Here is a 17,004-nt window from a genome sequence, read left to right on the forward strand (position 1 = left end):
GGCAAGCAAAAAGGAGGAAGGCCTTGATCACCCCACCCGCCTCGGCCAGGGCGTTGCCCGCTGGCTTCAAACGCGACTCGGTTTTCGCCATGGGCCTGGAGCTCAACATGGTCCACAGCCAGAAGGGCCGGCCGCCGCTGTTGTTCCTGCACGGCCTGGGCGGCAGTTGCGAGGACTGGTACGACGTGATGCCCCTGCTGGCCGACCGGCGCGACTGCCTGGCCGTGGACTGGCCGGGCTTCGGTTGGTCGCCCAAGCCGGACCTGCCCTATGGCGTTTATTACTTCTGCCGCGTGCTCGACGAGATCCTGCCCCAGTTGGGCATGGACCGGGCCCAATTGGTCGGCCACTCCATGGGCGGCCAGGTCGTGCTGCATTTCGCCGCCACCCGCCCGGCCAAGGTCGAGCGTCTGGCGGCGGTTTGCCCGGCCGGCGGTCACGCGGCGGTCAAACCCTGGCAGCGCCTGGCCCTGGCCTTGCTGGCCAAGGCCGACGACACGATGCGCTTGGCGGTGAACGAATCGCTGGCCCGCCGTCTGGCCGTGTTGCCCTTCGCCGATCGCCGCGCGCCGGCCACGCTTCAGGCCGCCCAGCGCATCGCCGCCCAGTGGCTGGATCAACGCTCCCGGCGCGAACGAGCCTTGGCCCGCTCGGCGCGGTCGATCCTGGCCACGCCGTTGTGGCGCGATCTGGGCGCGGTCGAAGCGCCGACGTTGTTGATCACCGCCCGTCACGACGCCCTCACGCCCATGGCCGACACCGATCGTTTGGCCGCCGCCCTGGGCGACGCGCGGCGCGAGGTCATTGGCCGCGACCACATGCTGCCCTATTCCCAGCCGCGGGAGCTGGCCGCGGCCCTGGGGCGTTTTTTTGCCGACGCCGCCACTGATTGTGACGTTTGAGCGCCACTTTTGGCCCTTGTTTGACTTTTGGGCCGATCGTTGTATGATCCCAACGTGCCCATAAATTAGGATTGCGCGCCGCGATGTTATCGCGGCGACAGGTTGGAGACGCCTTTGACCTACGAAAAAAAGCAAATGATCTCCGACCTCAAACCACTGTTGGAGCAATCGTCGCTGGAAGCGGTCGGCGCGCTGGTGGCCGATCTGCACCCCGCCGATATCGCCGACATCATCGAATCGCTGACCGAAAACGAAAAGCGCCTGCTCTTCCAGGCCCTGGACGCCCGCACCGCCTCCGAGGTCGTGGTCGAGCTTTCCGATTTCTCCCGCGACCAAGTCCTCGAGGGCATTCATACCCAACGCCTGGCCGACATCGTCGACGACATGCCCTCCGACGAGGCCACCGACTTCATCGCCGAACTGCCCGCCGGCCAGGCCGCCGAGGTCTTGCGGCGCATCGACCTCGAAGACACCGAGGACGTGCGCACGCTGCTGCAATACGACGAGGACAGCGCCGGCGGCATCATGCAGTTGGAGCTGCTCTCGGCGCGGGTCGATCAGACCGTCCAGGACGCCATCGACGCCATCCGCCAGGCCAAGGACGAAGCCGAGGACATCTACAACGTTTTCGTGGTCGACGCCCAAAACCGCCTGATGGGCACCCTGCCCATCTTCAAACTGCTGCTGGAAAAACCCGACGTGGTCATCGAGTCCATCTTCGAACCGTGCCCGTTGATCATCAAGGCCAACGAAGACCAGGAGACGGTGGCGCACAAGTTCCGTCATTACGACCTGGTCAGCGCGCCGGTGGTCGACGACGATGGCCATCTGCTGGGGCGCATCACCATCGACGACGTGATGGAGGTTCTGGAGGAGGAGACCCGCGAGGACTTGCTGCGCATGGCCGGCGCGTCCTCCGAGGAGGACATGTTCTACTCCAACCAGATTTTCCGCATCAGCCGGCTGCGCCTGCCCTGGCTGCTGACCAACATGTTCGGCGGGCTTGTCACCGGCTACATCCTGTGGCTGTTCAAACTTACCGTTCCCGAAGCGGTCACGCTGATGTCGTTCGTGCCGGTGATCATGTCCATGGGCGGCAACGTGGGCATCCAATCGTCGACGATCATGGTGCGCGGCTTCGCCGTGGGCGCGGTCAATCCCAGCAACATATTGAAGATGCTCTTCAAGGAGATCCGCGTGGCCGCGGTCATCGGCTGCACCTGTGGTCTGGCGGTGGGTCTTTTGGCCCAGTTGTGGCATGGCAGTTACAAACTCGGCGTGGTGGTGGGTTTTTCCATGCTGGGGGCGATCATGAGCGCGGCCCTGACCGGCACCATTTTCCCGGCCCTGTTCAAACGCATCGGCGTGGACCCGGCCATCAGCAGCGGGCCTTTCGTCACCACGGCCAACGACATCATCGGCGTGCTGATCTATTTTGGCATCGCGGCCATCTTTTATCGCCTGCTTCTGTGGTGAGCGGCCATGGCCGAGCCGGCACGAGACCACGCCCTGGTGCTGCGCCTGCGCGAACTTGGCGAAAGCGATTTGCTGGTGGATTTTTTCGGCCGGCGGATCGGCCGGGGCACGGCCATCGCCAAGGGCGCGCGGCGTTCGCGCAAGCGTTTTTTTGGGTTGTTGTTGGTCGGCCACCTGCTGGAACTGGAGCTTTGGCCCAGTAAAAGCGGCGACCTGTGGCGGCTGGAGGCGGCGTGGCTGCTGGAAAACCACCAGGCCCTGCGCGCCGATTGGCGACGCTGGCTCTTTGGCGCGCCGGTGCTGGAGCTTTTGCTGCGGGCCACGGCCAGCCACGACCCGCATCCGGCGGCCCTGGACCTGGCCTTGCGCGCCCTGTCGGCTTGCGGGCAGGCCTCGGATAAAAAGCTGCTGGCCTCGCGGCTGCTGGTGTTTTGCCTGTTGTTGGCTAGTGAACTGGGCTATGGCCTCAGCTTGGAGCATTGCGTGCGCTGTGGCCGTCCCGTGGCCGACGAACCCGGCCTGGCCCTCTCGCCGGAGGGTGGCTTGGTTTGCGGCCAATGCCCGGCCGGGCCACGCGCCAGGCCTCTGGCCCCTGGCCTGCGCCAGGGCCTGCGCACGGCCCTGGCCCTGCCCGCCGACAAAAAAGACCGCCTGGCCTTCCCCCTGCCGTTGGCCCGCGAGGGTCTGGCTTTCATGCATCAATACTGGGCCGAAACCATCGGCGCCGACCTTGGCGCGCTGACCGTGGCCGTCGATTGCCTGGCCTGATCGGCCTTCGGCGTCAATAAGTCACTCTTGACCTCATGCCTTGATGATGATTATCTTGCCGCCGGACGTTCGAGCGCCCATGCTTTGACAAAACCTATGTTTAAAATAGGTGTTCAGCGTGTTTTGGCGTCTACGTAACGCGTTGTGATAATAAACAGGCTTATCTGGCTCCATGGAAAACAAAAAATCCGTATACCCCAATGGCTGACAAGGCCCGATGGGTCGACAAAACGGTTTGTTTTGCGTACGCCGGCGGGCGCGTTGCCGCCATCGCCGTCAGCGGGTAAGATCAGCATGGCCCCGCGCCGGACCGAAAGGCTCTAACCCAGAGGCGAACATGACCACCCCTCCCCCACTGCTGGGCATGACCACATCCATCCCCGTGGAGGTGGTCCTGGCCGCCGGGATGATCCCCACCGATCTGAACAACCGTTTCATCAACCATCCCCAGCCCCACGAACTGACCCGCCAGGCCGAGGAACTAGGCCTGCCGCGCACCCTCTGCGCCTGGATCAAGGGCATGTACGCCTGGTGTCTGCGCCACCCGGAGATGGAAACCGTCGTCGCCGTGACCCAGGGCGATTGCTCCAACACCCACGCCCTGGCCGAACTGCTGAGCCATCACGGCCGCCGCGTGCTGTTTTTCGAATATCCCCACGACCGCGACCGCACGGCCCTGATCAACCAAGTCCAGCGCCTGGCCAACGACCTGGGGGCCGACTTGGCCCTGGCCGAGGACTGGCGACGGCGTTTGCTGCCCCTGCGCGGCCAATTGGCCATTTTGGACGAGCTGACCTGGCGCACGGGCCAGGTCAGCGGAGCGGAAAACCAGCTCTGGCTGGTGGGTTCCAGTGATTTCGACGGCGACCCCGATGATTACGCCCGTCGGCTGGGCGATTTTCTGGAGCGCGCCGTTCAGCGGCCCCAGGCCCACGGCGGGCCGCGCATCGGCGTGCTGGGCGTGCCGCCCATCTTCGATGACCTGGCCCAAAGCGTCGAGGCGGCCGGCGGGGCGGTTGTTTTCAACGAGATTCCGCGCCAGTTCGCCATGCCGCCCGACCCCGCGCCGCGCTCGCTGATCGAGCAATATCTGGCCTACACCTACCCCTACGACGTCTGGGGCCGCATCGCCGACATCCAACGTCAGGCCCGGCTGCGCCGCCTGGACGGCTTGATCCACTACACCCAAGCCTTTTGCTATCGCCAGATGCAAGACGTATTAATAAAGAAAATGATAGAGCTGCCCGTGTTGACCCTGGAAGGCGACGCCGTCGGCCCGGTGGACGGTCGCACAAGGGTGCGCATCGAGGCCTTTGTCGAGATGCTTTCCTAGGCCCTTTGGCCTCGCGGCCACGGCCGGCCAATGGTATGTTAGGCGCAGTTGATTTCACGAACTCCGGCCGTGGCCGGCAAAGATAAAGGGGACATTGATGAGCGAAAAGGAACGGATACTGGACCCGGACCTGCTGGAGGCCCTCAAGCAGGTCAAATATCCCGGATTTGACGCCGACATCGTGGCCATGGGCCTGGTGCTGGAGGCCCGCGTCGAGGATGGCAAGGCCGTGGTGCTCATGCGGCCGGTGGCCGCGCCGGCCAAGGTCCGCGAGGACTTGGAAGACGCCATTGCCGCCCAGATCGGCAGCCTGCCCGGCGTGCGCGAGCTGGAGCTGAACATGCCCGAGCCGCCCCAACCCAAGGCCCAGCAAAAGCAGGGCCCCCGGCCCATCCCCGGCGTCAAGGCCATCGTGCCGGTGGCCTCGGGCAAGGGCGGCGTGGGCAAATCCACCGTCTCGGTGAACCTGGCCCTGGCCCTGGCCGAGATGGGCCTGAAGGTGGGGCTGTTGGACCTGGACCTTTACGGCCCCTCGATCCCGATCATGCTGGGCCTGCAGGGCGCGCAGCCCAGCCAGGGCCGGGACAACAAGATCGCCCCGGTGGAGGCGCGAGGCCTGAAGGTCTTGTCGATCGGCTTTTTGATTGGGGCCGACCGGGCGCTGATCTGGCGCGGGCCGCTGGTGATGAAGGCCGTGCGCCAGCTTTTGCACGAAGCCGACTGGGGCGAGCTTGACGCTCTGATCCTGGATTTGCCGCCGGGCACGGGCGACGTGCAGATCACCATGACCCAGGAAACGCCCATCACCGGCGCGGTGGTGGTCACCACGCCCCAGGATGTGGCCCTGGCCGACGCCATCCGCGCGGTGGACATGTTCAAGCAGGTCAACGCCAAGGTGCTGGGCATCGTCGAAAACATGAGCTACTTTATCTGCCCCGACTGTGGCGGCCGCCACGAGATCTTCGGTCACGGCTCGGTGGAGCCCCTCAGCCAAAAGCTGGGCGTGCCATTTTTGGGTGAACTGCCCCTGGACCCCGACGTGCCCAAGCTGGCCGACCACGGCCAGGCCGCGGTCCAGGCGGCCGGCTCGGCCGAGGCCTATCGCCAGATAGCGGTCAAGGTGGCCCGCATGCTCGGATTGATCGGCCAAGACAAATAAGCGGAGGCTGTTCTCATGGACGCTCTGACCAAGGACATGGTTGAGCAGGCCCTGCAAGAGGCCAGGGCCGAGTTGGCCAAGCATCACGGCAACGTGGAGGTGCTGGCCGTCAATCAGGAGGGCGTGGTGTTGGTGCGCCTGACCGGCGCCTGTTCGGGCTGTAAATCCGCGCCGTTGACCCTGCGCGACGTCATCGAAAAAAGCCTCAAGGCCAGGCTGCCTCAGGTCACGCGGGTCGACGCCCTGCTCTGAGCCAAGCCCCTCATCCGTCGTGAACGCCCGACGGCCGCCGTGTCATTGCCGGCGGCCGTCAGGCGTCTAAACATAGTTTCGCTGCATCTCGGCCCGGTTTTCGCCAAACGCCACCGCGCGCGCTGGTCATTTGACAACCGGCGGCGGCAAAATGGGCCGATCAAAAAAGTCGCGCTATGAATTTAGATTACAAATAGTATTGTATCCGCAAAGTCTCCTGGAGCATAATCTGTCATCTAGATAATATCGCCTTGCCCGCTGGAGTTGTCACCATGGCAAAATACCAACACAAAGATATGGCCGGCGTCATCGCCCAGGAGCAAATCCCCCTGCACCAAGTGCTGCCGGCCACCAACACCTACGACCTGATCAAGCACGGCGCTTCGATCAATCCCGAGGCCATCGCCCTGAGCTTCATCCCCTCGGGCGAACAATACATGAACCCCTTTGACCGCACCTACGCCAACCTCCTCGGCGAGATAAACCGCACCGCCAACATGCTGCGCGACTTGGGCCTGGGCTCCAAGGATGTTGTTTCCTACCTGCTGCCCAACGTGCCCCAGACCCACTTTCTGTTGTGGGGCGGCCAGGCCGCCGGCATTGTCAACCCCATCAATTTCCTGCTGGAGGCCCACACCATCCGCGATATCTGTCAGGCCGCCGGCACCAAGATCCTGGTGGCCCTGGGCGAGTATCCCGGCTTGGACATCTGGCAAAAGGTCATGTCCATCCGCAAGGATCTGCCCGGCGTCAAGGCCATCGTGCGCGGCCTGGGCCCCAGCGACGAAAAAAACGGCGTCTATGGCTACGACGATTTCGTGAGCAGGTACGACGCCGACAAGCTCACGTTCACGCGCCAGATCGCCCCCGACGACGTGGCCACCATCTTCCACACAGGCGGCACCACCGGCACGCCCAAACTGGCCCCGCGCACCCATCTGAACGAAGCGGCCAACGCCCTGCAAAGCTCGTTGATCTCGCCGCTGTCCTCGGGCGAGACCATCCTCAGCGGCCTGCCGCTGTTCCACACCAACGGCACCACGGTCACCGGCTCTTCGGCGTTCATGATCGGCGGGCGGGTGGTGATCCTGTCGCCCTACGGCTACCGCGATCCGTCGGTGATCAAGAATTTCTACAAGATCGTCGAGAAATTCCGCGCGGTGACGTTCTCGGCGGTGCCCACGGTGCTGGCCATGCTGCTGGCCACGCCCAAGGGCGACGAAGACATCTCGTCGCTGCGCTTCGCCGTTTGCGGCGCGGCTCCGCTTTCGGTGGAGCTCTTCCAGCGCTTCGAGGAAAAAACCGGCATGAAGATCATGGAGGGCTACGGCTTGACCGAAGGCCTGTGCGTATCTTCGTGCAACCCCTATTATGGCCAGCGCAAGATCGGCTCCATCGGCCTGCGCGTGCCCTACCAAGACATGCGCGTTTTCAAGGTCGACGACCAGGGCAAGTTCGTTTCCGAGGCAAAAGTCGACGAGATCGGCTCGGTGTGCATCAGCGGGCCCAACGTGTTCAAGGGCTACACCGAGGACCGCCACAACACCACGCTCTTCCCCAAGGAGGGCTGGGTCAACACCGGCGACCTGGGCCGCCAGGACGCCGATGGCTATATCTTCTTGACCGGCCGCAAAAAAGAACTGATCATCCGCGGCGGCCACAACATCGACCCGGCCGTGATCGAAGAGCCCCTCTACAGCCTGCCCGGCGTGGCCCTGGCTGCGGCCGTGGGCCGGCCCGATCCCCACGCCGGCGAGGTGCCCGTGGCCTACGTGCAACTGGAGCCCGGCGCCGATCTGGACGAGGCCCGGATCATGGACCACCTGGCCAAAAACGTGGGCGAGCGGGCGGCCCTGCCCAAGGAAGTGGTGATCCTGGGGCAACTGCCGCTGACGCCGGTGGGCAAGATGTTCAAGCCGGCCATGCGCTGGGACGCCACCCGCCGGACCTACGAGCGCGAATTGGCCGCTTTGGGCGACGAGGTCCAGTCGCTGGCGGTGGCGGTGGGCGAAGATAAAATTCACGGCACCCTGGCCACCATCACCGTCAGCCTCGGCCAGGCCGACCGCCAGGAGATCGCCGCCAAGATCGCCGAGCTGCTTTCGCTCTACACCGTCAAGCACGAGGTCGTCTTCGTCTAGGGCCCGCGCTTTTTCGCCAAAAAGCAGCGCCGTGCCGATAACCGGCCGGCGCTGTTTTTCGTGGTCTGGGCCGCTTGGCTAGTGGCGCACGATCAGCCGTTGCACGGCCCGCTCCAGGCCGTCCAAGGTCAGGGGGAACATGGGGATCAACCGGGCCACGGGCTGGATGGTGGTGTGAAACCAAGTGCGCTCGGGCATGGGGTTGAGCCAGACGCAATAGCGAAAATGCTCGGCAAAGCGGCGCAGCCACTCGATGCCCGGCGTGTCGTTGTGTGAATAATAGTCGATCACCCCGCCGATGGAAAAAAGCTCAGACGGGGCCATGCAGGCGTCGCCGACAAAGATCACCTTGTATTCCGAACCGATGTTTTTGAGGATCGAACCGGTTGGTTCGCCGTCGAAGTTGCGGATGTCTTTGTAAAGCTCTTGGTAGACGCAGTTGTGAAAATAGTAGTGCTTGAAGTCGCGAAAGTGGCTCATCTGGTGGGCGGCCGAGAACAACTGGCTGACCAGGCGAGCGTAGGGGTTCATGCTGCCGCCGGAGTCCATCAACAATAGCACCTTGACCGTGTTTTGCCTGGGCCGGCGAAAAACCAGGTCGATCTCGCCGCCGTCACGGCAGGTTTTGTCGATGGTGCCGTCGATGTCCAGTTCGTCCTCGGGGCCTTCGCGCTCCAGTTGGCGCAGGCGCTTCATGGCCACCTTCATCTGGCGCACGTCCAGGGTCAGGTCGTCGCGGTAGTTGCGAAACTTGCGCATGGCCGCGATCTTGACCGCCGTGCCGCCGCCGCCCGGCCCGCCGATGCGCATGCCCGCCGGGTTGGCCCCGGAGTGGCCAAAGGGGCTGGTGCCGCCGGTGCCGATCCAGCGGTTGCCGCCGTGGTGGGCCTCGGTTTGTTCTTCCAGGCGTTTTTCAAACTCGCGGCGCAGTTCCTCCAGGCTCAGGGCCTTCATGCGCTCCAGTTCCTCGCGGGGCAGCTCCAGCTTGTTGGCCGGGTCGGAGAGCCAGTCCAAAATCTCGTCGCGGATGTTTTTGGGCATCTCGGCGTCTTTGAACACATGGGCGAAGGATTGGTCGAACTGGTCGTAGAAGGCCTCGGATTTGACCAGGATGGCCCGGGCCAGGTAATAGAACGACGACAGGCTGTTGTCGGCGTGGCCCTGATCCAGGGCCATCATCAAGGTCATCCACTCGGTGACCGAGACAGGCACGCCGGCGTGGCGCAACGTATAGAAAAGGTTCAGGAACACCTTACCAGCGGCTCCTGAGGCCCAGGCGCGCGCCAGTTCCGGCCGCCGCGGCGCCGAGCACTTCCATGTCCTGCTCTTTCTTGATCAGCGCGCCGGCAAAGGGCAGCTCCTTGGCGATTTTATCCGGCGACATGCCGCCGGCCACCAGGGCCTGGATCCAGTCCAGCAGTTCGCTGGTGGAGGGTTTTTTACGGAAACCGTCGATCTCGCGCAGCCAATAAAACTTTTTAAGCACCTCGCGCAGAAGGTTTTCGTCCAGGCCGGGGTAGTGCACGCCGACGATCTTGCGCATGAGCTCTTCGTCGGGAAACTCGATGTAGTGGAACACGCAACGCCGCAAAAAGGCGTCTGGCAGCTCTTTTTCGGAGTTGGAGGTGATGACGACGATGGGCCGGCGCTGGGCCTTGACGGTCTGGCCGGTCTCGGGGATAAAAAAGCTCATCTCATCGAGTTCGTTGAGCAAATCGTTGGGAAACTCGATATCGGCCTTGTCGACCTCGTCGATCAGGAGCACCGGTTGGTCGGGGTGGGCGAAGGCCACGCCCAACTGGCCCAGATGGATGTAGCGCTTGATGTCGCTGACGTCGCCGCCGCCGAAACGCGAGTCGTTGAGGCGCTGGACGGTGTCGTAGATATAAAGCCCGTCCTTGGCCTTGGTGGTGGACTTGACGTTCCAGATGATCAGTTCCTTGCCCAGGCCCCTGGCGATGTTGTGGGCCAGGAGGGTCTTGCCGGTGCCGGGCTCGCCCTTGACCAGCAGCGGGCGGCCCAAGGCGATGGCCACGTTGACCACGTCGCGCAGGGCGTTGGAGACGATGTATTTGTCGGTGCCCACGAATTTGTCGAAACTGGCTGACATGGATTCTCCTTGCAAAGGCGAGGCGGAGTCATTCCCCACTCTCTCGTATGCAAAATAATACCCATCCGCATTTGTAAATCAAGTGTTCGGTTTTTTGCCGTGGCGATTTTTCTCATGCGCGCAGCCGCTTGACTTTGATTTTCGGCAAAATGTATACTGTCGACCGTCCCGGCATATATAAATTAATCCGCCGCGTTAGAGCAATAATATATAATGTCGACGTGTTTTTGGGTTGATTGGGTTGACCGAGGCGTCACGCCAACCAAACAAGGAGGAGCGTTTTGTTCGGCATAGAAAGCCTGGAATTGGCATGGGCCTACATCCTATGCATCCTGGCCTCGCTGTTGTGCGTGGTCTATGGGGTGGTCAAGTGGAACGAAACCGGGCCGCCGTCGGGCGAATTGCGTAACGAGTCGGCCAAACAGCGGAAAAAGCGCAAAAAGACTTGAGCCAGCAGTCCCGCCAAGGGGGGCTGGCGGCAAGGCGCAAAGGTTCGGGAGAACTAAATCATGACACCATTTGTGATAAAAATCGTCACGGCGCTGATCTATCTGGCGGTGATCTTCTACCTTGGCTACAAAGGCTGGAAGGAAACCAAAAGCGCCAGCGATTACATGCTGGCCGGTCGCCAGATGAACCCCTTTGTCATGGCCATGAGCTATGGCGCCACGTTCATTTCCACCTCGGCCATCATCGGCTTTGGCGGCGCGGCGGCCATGTTCGGCTTTCCCCTGCTATGGCTGACGTTTCTTAATATTTTCGTGGGCATTTTCATAGCCATGGCCTTTTTGGGCAAGCGCACGCGGCGCATGGGCGTGGCCCTGGACGCCCACACCTTTCCCGAGCTTTTGGGCCTGCGCTATCAATCGCGATTTATCCAGGGCTTTTCCGGCCTGGTCATCTTTTTGTTCATCCCGGTCTACGCCGCGGCGGTGCTGATCGGCATCAGCCGCATGCTGGAAGTGAGCCTTGGCATCCCTTACGATGTGGCCTTGATCGGCTTCACGGTCATTTTGGCCATCTACGTCATCACCGGCGGCCTGAAGGCCGTGATGTACACCGACGCCTTCCAGGGCTCGGTGATGTTCGTGATGATGATCATCCTGGTGGCCTTCGCCTATTACAGCCTGGGCGGCTTCACCGAGGCGCACCAGCAGCTCACCGACATGGCCCCGCTCATGCCCGAAAAGCTGGTCAAGGGCGGCATGAAGGGCTGGACCCAAGGCGCCGTGGCCGGTTCGCCACTGTGGCTGACCATCTACACCACCATCGTCTACGGCGTGGGCATCGGCGTATTGGCCCAGCCCCAGCTTTCGGTGCGTTTCATGACCGTGGCCTCCGACCGCGAACTCAACCGCGGCGTGCTCTATGGCGGCGTGTTCATCCTGTTCATGACCGGCGTGGCCTTCGTGGTGGGCGCGCTGTCCAACGTGGTCTTTTACAAGGCCCTGGGCAAGATCTCCATCGCCGTGGCCGAGGGCAACAGCGACAAGATCATCCCCGAATACATCACCCAGATGATGCCCGAATGGTTTGGCGTGCTGTTTTTGCTGGCCATGTTCGCCGCGGCCATGAGCACGCTCTCCAGCCAGTTTCACGTGGGCGGCACCAGCTTGGGCCGCGATTTCTACGAGCGGGGCCTGGGCAAAAAAGCCGCCAACGAGGTGATGCTCAACCAGGCCGGCATCGGCGTGACCATCCTGATCACCCTGATCTGGGGCAAGTATCTGCCCGAATCGATCATCGCCCCGGCCACGGCCTTTTTCTTCGGCCTGTGCGCGGCGGCCTTTTTGCCGGCCTACGTGCTGGGCCTCTACTGGAAGGGCATGACCAAGATCGGCGCGGTGGTCTCCATGGCCGGCGGTTTCGCGGCTTCGATGTTCTATCTGCTGTTTGTCCACACCAAGGAATCCCAGGCCATCGGCCTGTGCAAGTCCATGTTCGGCGTCGACAGCCTGGCCATGCTGGCCGAAAAAGGCTCGGCGGGCTTCATGCTGCAATGGGTCGACCCCAACATCATCGCCCTGCCGGTTTCGTTCATACTAGCCGTTGTGGCCAGCCTGCTCACGCGCAAGATGGACGATGAACACTTGAATCTGTGCTGGCGACACCTGTAGAATCCTTTTATGACATGCCGGGGGCGCCGGGAACCCACCGGCGCCCCCGCTTATTTTTGGCTTCCGCCTGGATTGGGGTCGTGCATATGGATCTGCCGGAAAAACCACTGGCCCGCGAGGTCGTCAAGCCCGTCAAGGGCCCGTCCCGCCTGCCCTGGCTGATCGCCCTGGTGGTGTTGGCCTTGGCCGTCGTGCCGCTTTATTTCATGTGGAAGGCCGGCGCGGTCGGCGATCAAGCCGCCAAGCCGCCAAGCGCCGCCACCCAGCAGGGCCAGGCCGGCCAGGCTGGCGTTCCCACCCCGCCGGGCCCCAGCAAGCACGGCGAAGTCATCGAACTAAACAAGCCCGAGGATGCGGCCCCCGGCGGCGAGCAGGACCAACGCAAAAAGCAGTTTGGCCTGGACAAGTCCGTGGACGCGGTTTTGCGTAGCGACGAGACGGTCAAGGTCGGCGACCAGAGCGTGCCGGTCAGCGAGCTGGAACGCAAGCTGGCCGTGCAAAGCCGCGGCGAATTGTTGGAGCGACCGATCGACGGATCAAGCCAGGTCAGCGCCTGGGGCGTGCATTTGGTCAACCCCAACGATAATTTGTGGGATATTCACTTCGTGCTGCTGCGCGAATACCTGGCCACGCGCGGGTTGAAGCTGGCCGCCGACGCCGACGAGCCCACCAGCGGCGGCTATTCCTCGGGCGTGGGCCGCACGCTCAAATTCGCCGAGCACATGGTCGGCGTCTACAACCTCAAGACCGGCCGCATGAGCTCCGACCTGAGCACCCTCGAACCAGGTCAAAAGCTCGTTGTCTTCAACCTCAGCGAACTGTTCGGCGCTTTGGCCAAGATCAACCCCCAAGAACTGGCCCAGGTGCGCTTCGACGGCCGCACGCTGTTTTTCCCCGCCGACGAAGCCGCGGCCCAACAGGCCGAAAGCCAGGCCCTGCAACAGATCCCAGACCAGAAACGCTGAGGCGCGAGATGCATATCGGACTGGTCCATCACCCGGTTTTTCAAGAGCACGACCCTGGCAGGTTCCACGTCGAAGTACCGGGCAGGCTGCGGGTGCTGGACCAGGCCATGCGCGGCTGGACGGGCCTGCGCAACTGCCAGCGCATGCCCTTGCGCCAAGCCACCGAGGCCGAACTGCGCCGGGTGCATCATCCCGCGCACATCGCCCGCGTGGCCGCCACCGAGGGCAAGCACACCGCCCTCGACGCCGACACCGGCGTCTCGCCCCGCTCTTTCGAGGCGGCGCTCCTGGCCGCCGGTAGCCTGATCGACCTTTGCGACCGCGCCATGATCGGCCATTTTTACAACGGCATGGCCCTGGTGCGGCCGCCGGGCCACCACGCCACGCCCGATCGGGCCATGGGCTTTTGCCTGTTCAACAACGTGGCCGTGGCCGCCGCCCACCTCATCGAGGCCCGTGGGCTGGAGCGCGTGTTGATCGTCGACTGGGACGTGCACCACGGCAACGGCACCGAGGACACCTTCTATTCCGAGGGCCGGGTGATGTATTTTTCCACCCACCAGTCGCCGATGTACCCAGGCTCCGGCCCGGTCAGCGCGGTGGGCAGCGGCGCCGGCGAGGGTCGCACGGTCAACGCGCCCATGTCGGCCGGCCGGGGCGATCTGGAATACATCCGCGTGTTCAAGGATCTGCTGACGCCCATTGCCCGTTGTTTCAAGCCCCAGTTCATTCTGGTCTCGGCCGGCTTTGACGCCCACCACGAGGATCCCTTGGGCGGCATGCGCATAACGTCAAGTGGTTTCGCGGCCTTGACGCAGATTCTCATGGAGCTTTCCTCGGAATTTTGCCCCGGCCGGCTGGTGCTGACGCTGGAGGGCGGCTACGCCGTTTCGGCCTTGGCCCGCTCGGTGCTGGCCTGTCTGGACGTGTTGGCCGGCCGCCGCGAGGACGAACTGATCGCCCAGGCCGCCGAGGTCGAGCCGCCGCGCATCATCGCCCGCTCGCGGGAGATCATGGGCGGTTATTGGTCGCTGGACTGACCTGTTTTTGTCTGGCCACCACCCCCGCCGGACCAACCGGCGGGGGTTTTGCCGTTGGCCGCCTTGCCAGGGCCGATGGCCCGTGTTAATAAAGCATTTTGCCGCGCGCACAGGAGGACACGACCCATGAAAATCAGCGCCGAGGAAGTGGCCCAGGTGGCGGCTTTGGCCCGCCTGAAGCTGGACGAGGCCATGACCACGATGCTCACCGAGCAGATGAACGACATCCTGGGCTACATGGACAAGCTTGGCGAGTTGGACACAAGCGGCGTGCCGGCCACCAACCACGCCCTGACCCTGACCGGGGCCATGCGGCCCGATCAGATCGCCCCCAGCCTGGCGCGCGACGAGGCCCTGGCCAACGCGCCCCGTGGCAACGGCGAAAGCTTTGTCGTCCCCCGCGTGATTTAGGTGAGCAAATGAACTATCACGACTTGACCATCGCGCAGGCCAGCCAGTTGCTGGCCAAGGGCGAGCTATCCTCGGTGGAGCTGACCAAAGCCATGCTCGAACGCGTGGCCGCCACCGAGGAGCGCGTCCACGCCTACATCACCCTGACGCCCGAGTTGGCCCTGGAGCAGGCGGCCAACGCCGACAAGATGCGCGCCCAAGGCCAGGCCGGCCCGCTGACCGGCGTGCCCGCCGGCGTCAAGGACGTGCTCTGCACCCGTGGCGTGGCCACCACCTGCGCCAGCCGCATGCTGCAGAACTTCACGCCGCCCTACTCGGCCACCTTGGTGCGCAAGCTGGAGGCGGCCGGCATGGTCATGCTGGGCAAGCACAACATGGACGAGTTCGCCATGGGCAGCTCCACCGAAAACTCGGCCTTTGGCCCCACCAGCAATCCGTGGGACTTGCGGGCCGTGCCCGGAGGCTCCTCGGGCGGCTCGGCGGCCAGCGTGGCCGCGCGTTCGTGCTTTTACGCCATTGGCACCGACACCGGCGGCTCCATTCGCCAGCCGGCCAGCCACTGCGGCGTGGTCGGCCTCAAGCCGACCTACGGCCGGGTCAGCCGCCTGGGCCTGGTGGCCTTTGCCAGCAGCCTCGACCAGGCCGGGCCCATCACCCGCAGCGTGGCCGACGCGGCGACCGTCTTGCAGGTCATCGCTGGCCACGACCCGGCCGACTCCACCAGCGCCCCGCGCCCCGTGCCCGACTACGCCGCCGCCCTGCGACGGGGCGTCAAGGGCCTGCGCCTGGGCGTGCCCAAGGAATACTTCGTCGCGGGCATGGACCCCCAGGTCGAAGACGCGGTGCGCGCGGCCATCGCCACCCTGGAGGGCCTGGGCGCCCAAGTGCGACCCATCAGCCTGCCCCACGCCGAATACAGTTTGGCGGTCTATTACATCATCGCCCCGGCCGAGTGCAGCAGCAACCTGGCCCGCTACGACGGCGTCAAGTATGGCCTGTCCATCCGCCCGGAGGGCGCGGACTTGCTGGAGATGTACACCGCCACCCGCTCCCAGGGCTTTGGCAAGGAGGTCATCCGGCGGATCATGCTGGGCACATACGTGCTCAGCGCCGGCTACTACGACGCCTATTACAACAAGGCCAGCCAGGTGCGCACGCTCTTGATCGAGGATTTCGCGGCGGCCTTCAAGGAAGTCGACGCCATCGTCACGCCGGTGGCCCCCACTCCGGCCTTTGACAAGGGCCAGATGACCGACGATCCCATGCAGATGTATCTCAGCGATATTTTTACGCTATCGTGCAACTTGGCGGGCTTGCCGGGCATGAGCCTGCCCTGTGGTTTCGCCCAGAGCGGCCGGCCCATCGGCCTGCAACTGATGGCCCCCCACTTTGCCGAGGAGACGCTCTTGGCCGTGGGCCAGGCCTTCCAGGAGGCCACGGACTTTCACGCCCGACTGGCCGCTATCTGAGGCGGATCGAGGCTGCTGCACGGTGAAACATAACAAATGTTGTAAAAACAGATAATTACCTGTGAAACATGAATTCCACCGTGCAGCAGCCGAAGCGCGCCATGGACGGCGCGCCAAATCGCGAGCCTGATTAGGCGAGCGATTTGTGAGGCTTGGCAAAACCGCGCTTTTGCCAAGCCGAAGCTGCACGGGGCAGGACGCCCCCGTGCAGCACTCTCGGATCAGCAAAGGCAAAACAGAGCCGCGCGTTGGCGATCGACGCGCGGCTCTGCTCTTTTTTTGGGGCGCGGAAGGCTCAGTCGGCGGCGAAGTAGCGCAGCGAGCAACTGGCCGCGTCATCCTCGGCCTGGGCCGGGCGCGGGTTTTCGCCCAGGGGATCGCCCAGGCCCAGATCGTCGGGCGCTTGGACGATCATCAACTCCAGACGGCCCGAGGGACGGCTCCACTGCCAGCTTTTGAAGGCGAAGGTGTCGTCCTGGCCGCTGGGCTGGCCATAAACGGCCTTGAGTTGGTCCAAGAGCTTGGCGAAGCTTTCGATGTGGCCTTGGGCCATCATCGTCACCGCCAGCAACTTGCCTTCGGGCGCTTTCTGGCTGAAGTATAGATAAACCCTGAACTTTTCGTCGACAAGCTCCACCGGCTCGCCCAGGGCGCAGACCGGCTTGGCCGCCGATTCGGTCCAGGGTTCGAGCTTGCGCAGCTTGGCTACCTGGGCCTGGGTCTGGCCCCAGGCCAGATTTTGCCAGCCGGCGATGTCTTGCGGCTGGCGGGCCAGCATGAACCAAATCGTCGCCGCCGTCACGGCCGTCAACACCAGGCCCAGGCCCAACCACGGCTTTTTGCTGGTCATGCGCCATCCTC

The 17,004-nt window shown here is 63.7% G+C and carries 16 protein-coding genes; 13 read left to right on the top strand and 3 right to left on the bottom strand.

The genetic code is table 11. From position 1 onward, the window contains the following. Positions 1-23 precede the first annotated feature (23 nt). The 7 genes from DEBA_RS17050 to DEBA_RS09510 all read left to right on the top strand — a co-directional run bounded on the left by DEBA_RS17050 (position 24) and on the right by DEBA_RS09510 (position 8,031). A complete protein-coding gene (locus DEBA_RS17050) occupies positions 24-902 on the top strand; it encodes an alpha/beta fold hydrolase (protein ID WP_013258704.1) in 879 nt (292 codons plus the stop codon). A gap of 114 nt (positions 903-1,016) precedes the next feature. Next, positions 1,017-2,378, top strand: coding sequence for a magnesium transporter (gene mgtE / locus DEBA_RS09485; RefSeq protein WP_013258705.1), 1,362 nt, complete (start codon positions 1,017-1,019; stop codon positions 2,376-2,378). A 6-nt stretch (positions 2,379-2,384) separates the two neighbouring features. After that, positions 2,385-3,146 carry a DNA repair protein RecO gene (recO, locus tag DEBA_RS17055; protein ID WP_013258706.1) on the top strand — a complete coding sequence of 254 codons (762 nt, stop codon included), beginning with the start codon at positions 2,385-2,387 and terminating at the stop codon, positions 3,144-3,146. Between the two features lie 337 nt (positions 3,147-3,483). Beyond that, positions 3,484-4,479 carry a 2-hydroxyacyl-CoA dehydratase family protein gene (locus DEBA_RS09495; RefSeq protein ID WP_013258707.1) on the top strand — a complete coding sequence of 332 codons (996 nt, stop codon included), beginning with the start codon at positions 3,484-3,486 and terminating at the stop codon, positions 4,477-4,479. A 97-nt stretch (positions 4,480-4,576) separates the two neighbouring features. Continuing rightward, positions 4,577-5,638, top strand: a complete 1,062-nt coding sequence (locus DEBA_RS09500; RefSeq protein ID WP_013258708.1) for an Mrp/NBP35 family ATP-binding protein — start codon at positions 4,577-4,579, stop codon at positions 5,636-5,638. 15 nt (positions 5,639-5,653) lie between these two features. Further along, positions 5,654-5,890 (top strand): NifU family protein, encoded by a 237-nt coding sequence (locus DEBA_RS09505; protein WP_013258709.1) that lies wholly within the window; start codon positions 5,654-5,656, stop codon positions 5,888-5,890. 272 nt (positions 5,891-6,162) lie between these two features. Continuing rightward, on the top strand, positions 6,163-8,031 hold the full coding sequence (locus DEBA_RS09510; protein ID WP_013258710.1) for an acyl-CoA synthetase: 1,869 nt from the start codon (positions 6,163-6,165) through the stop codon (positions 8,029-8,031). Between the two features lie 78 nt (positions 8,032-8,109). Here DEBA_RS09510 and DEBA_RS09515 read toward each other — a convergent pair whose 3' ends face one another. Next, the gene (locus tag DEBA_RS09515) at positions 8,110-9,282 is read right to left on the bottom strand and encodes a vWA domain-containing protein (protein WP_013258711.1); all 1,173 of its coding nucleotides are present in this window, start codon (positions 9,280-9,282) and stop codon (positions 8,110-8,112) included. 1 nt (position 9,283) lies between these two features. After that, entirely contained in the window at positions 9,284-10,141 is an 858-nt protein-coding gene (locus DEBA_RS09520; protein WP_013258712.1) for an AAA family ATPase, read from the bottom strand. A gap of 281 nt (positions 10,142-10,422) precedes the next feature. Between DEBA_RS09520 and DEBA_RS18410 the strand changes: the two genes are divergently transcribed. The 6 genes from DEBA_RS18410 to gatA all read left to right on the top strand — a co-directional run bounded on the left by DEBA_RS18410 (position 10,423) and on the right by gatA (position 16,143). Next, positions 10,423-10,590, top strand: coding sequence for a symporter small accessory protein (locus tag DEBA_RS18410; protein WP_013258713.1), 168 nt, complete (start codon positions 10,423-10,425; stop codon positions 10,588-10,590). A 60-nt stretch (positions 10,591-10,650) separates the two neighbouring features. Then, a complete protein-coding gene (locus DEBA_RS09525; RefSeq protein ID WP_013258714.1) occupies positions 10,651-12,258 on the top strand; it encodes a sodium:solute symporter family protein in 1,608 nt (535 codons plus the stop codon). Positions 12,259-12,338: 80 nt separating this feature from the next. After that, a complete protein-coding gene (locus DEBA_RS17060) occupies positions 12,339-13,223 on the top strand; it encodes a hypothetical protein (protein WP_148227833.1) in 885 nt (294 codons plus the stop codon). A gap of 8 nt (positions 13,224-13,231) precedes the next feature. After that, positions 13,232-14,263 carry a histone deacetylase family protein gene (locus DEBA_RS09535; protein WP_013258716.1) on the top strand — a complete coding sequence of 344 codons (1,032 nt, stop codon included), beginning with the start codon at positions 13,232-13,234 and terminating at the stop codon, positions 14,261-14,263. 126 nt (positions 14,264-14,389) lie between these two features. Beyond that, the gene (gene gatC / locus DEBA_RS09540) at positions 14,390-14,674 is read left to right on the top strand and encodes an Asp-tRNA(Asn)/Glu-tRNA(Gln) amidotransferase subunit GatC (protein WP_013258717.1); all 285 of its coding nucleotides are present in this window, start codon (positions 14,390-14,392) and stop codon (positions 14,672-14,674) included. Between the two features lie 8 nt (positions 14,675-14,682). Then, entirely contained in the window at positions 14,683-16,143 is a 1,461-nt protein-coding gene (gatA, locus tag DEBA_RS09545) for an Asp-tRNA(Asn)/Glu-tRNA(Gln) amidotransferase subunit GatA (RefSeq protein WP_013258718.1), read from the top strand. 295 nt (positions 16,144-16,438) lie between these two features. On the opposite strand, the gene DEBA_RS09550 is transcribed toward gatA, so the two are convergent. Next, complete coding sequence (locus tag DEBA_RS09550; RefSeq protein WP_013258719.1) at positions 16,439-16,993, bottom strand: hypothetical protein; 555 nt, start codon at positions 16,991-16,993, stop codon at positions 16,439-16,441. Between the last annotated feature and the right edge of the window lie 11 nt (positions 16,994-17,004).

Origin of the sequence: Desulfarculus baarsii DSM 2075, assembly GCF_000143965.1 — a bacterium.
Lineage (GTDB): Bacteria > Desulfobacterota > Desulfarculia > Desulfarculales > Desulfarculaceae > Desulfarculus > Desulfarculus baarsii.

What these genes read in the sequence shown, in the direction of transcription:
- recO (WP_013258706.1), top strand. Translation starts at nt 2,385, where the DNA reads ATGGCCGAGCCGGCACGAGACCACGCCCTGGTGCTGCGCCTGCGCGAA.
- DEBA_RS09495 (WP_013258707.1), top strand. Translation starts at nt 3,484, where the DNA reads ATGACCACCCCTCCCCCACTGCTGGGCATGACCACATCCATCCCCGTG.
- DEBA_RS09500 (WP_013258708.1), top strand. Translation starts at nt 4,577, where the DNA reads ATGAGCGAAAAGGAACGGATACTGGACCCGGACCTGCTGGAGGCCCTC.
- DEBA_RS09505 (WP_013258709.1), top strand. Translation starts at nt 5,654, where the DNA reads ATGGACGCTCTGACCAAGGACATGGTTGAGCAGGCCCTGCAAGAGGCC.
- DEBA_RS09510 (WP_013258710.1), top strand. Translation starts at nt 6,163, where the DNA reads ATGGCAAAATACCAACACAAAGATATGGCCGGCGTCATCGCCCAGGAG.
- DEBA_RS09520 (WP_013258712.1), bottom strand. Translation starts at nt 10,141, where the DNA reads ATGTCAGCCAGTTTCGACAAATTCGTGGGCACCGACAAATACATCGTC.
- DEBA_RS09525 (WP_013258714.1), top strand. Translation starts at nt 10,651, where the DNA reads ATGACACCATTTGTGATAAAAATCGTCACGGCGCTGATCTATCTGGCG.
- DEBA_RS09535 (WP_013258716.1), top strand. Translation starts at nt 13,232, where the DNA reads ATGCATATCGGACTGGTCCATCACCCGGTTTTTCAAGAGCACGACCCT.
- gatC (WP_013258717.1), top strand. Translation starts at nt 14,390, where the DNA reads ATGAAAATCAGCGCCGAGGAAGTGGCCCAGGTGGCGGCTTTGGCCCGC.
- gatA (WP_013258718.1), top strand. Translation starts at nt 14,683, where the DNA reads ATGAACTATCACGACTTGACCATCGCGCAGGCCAGCCAGTTGCTGGCC.
- DEBA_RS09550 (WP_013258719.1), bottom strand. Translation starts at nt 16,993, where the DNA reads ATGACCAGCAAAAAGCCGTGGTTGGGCCTGGGCCTGGTGTTGACGGCC.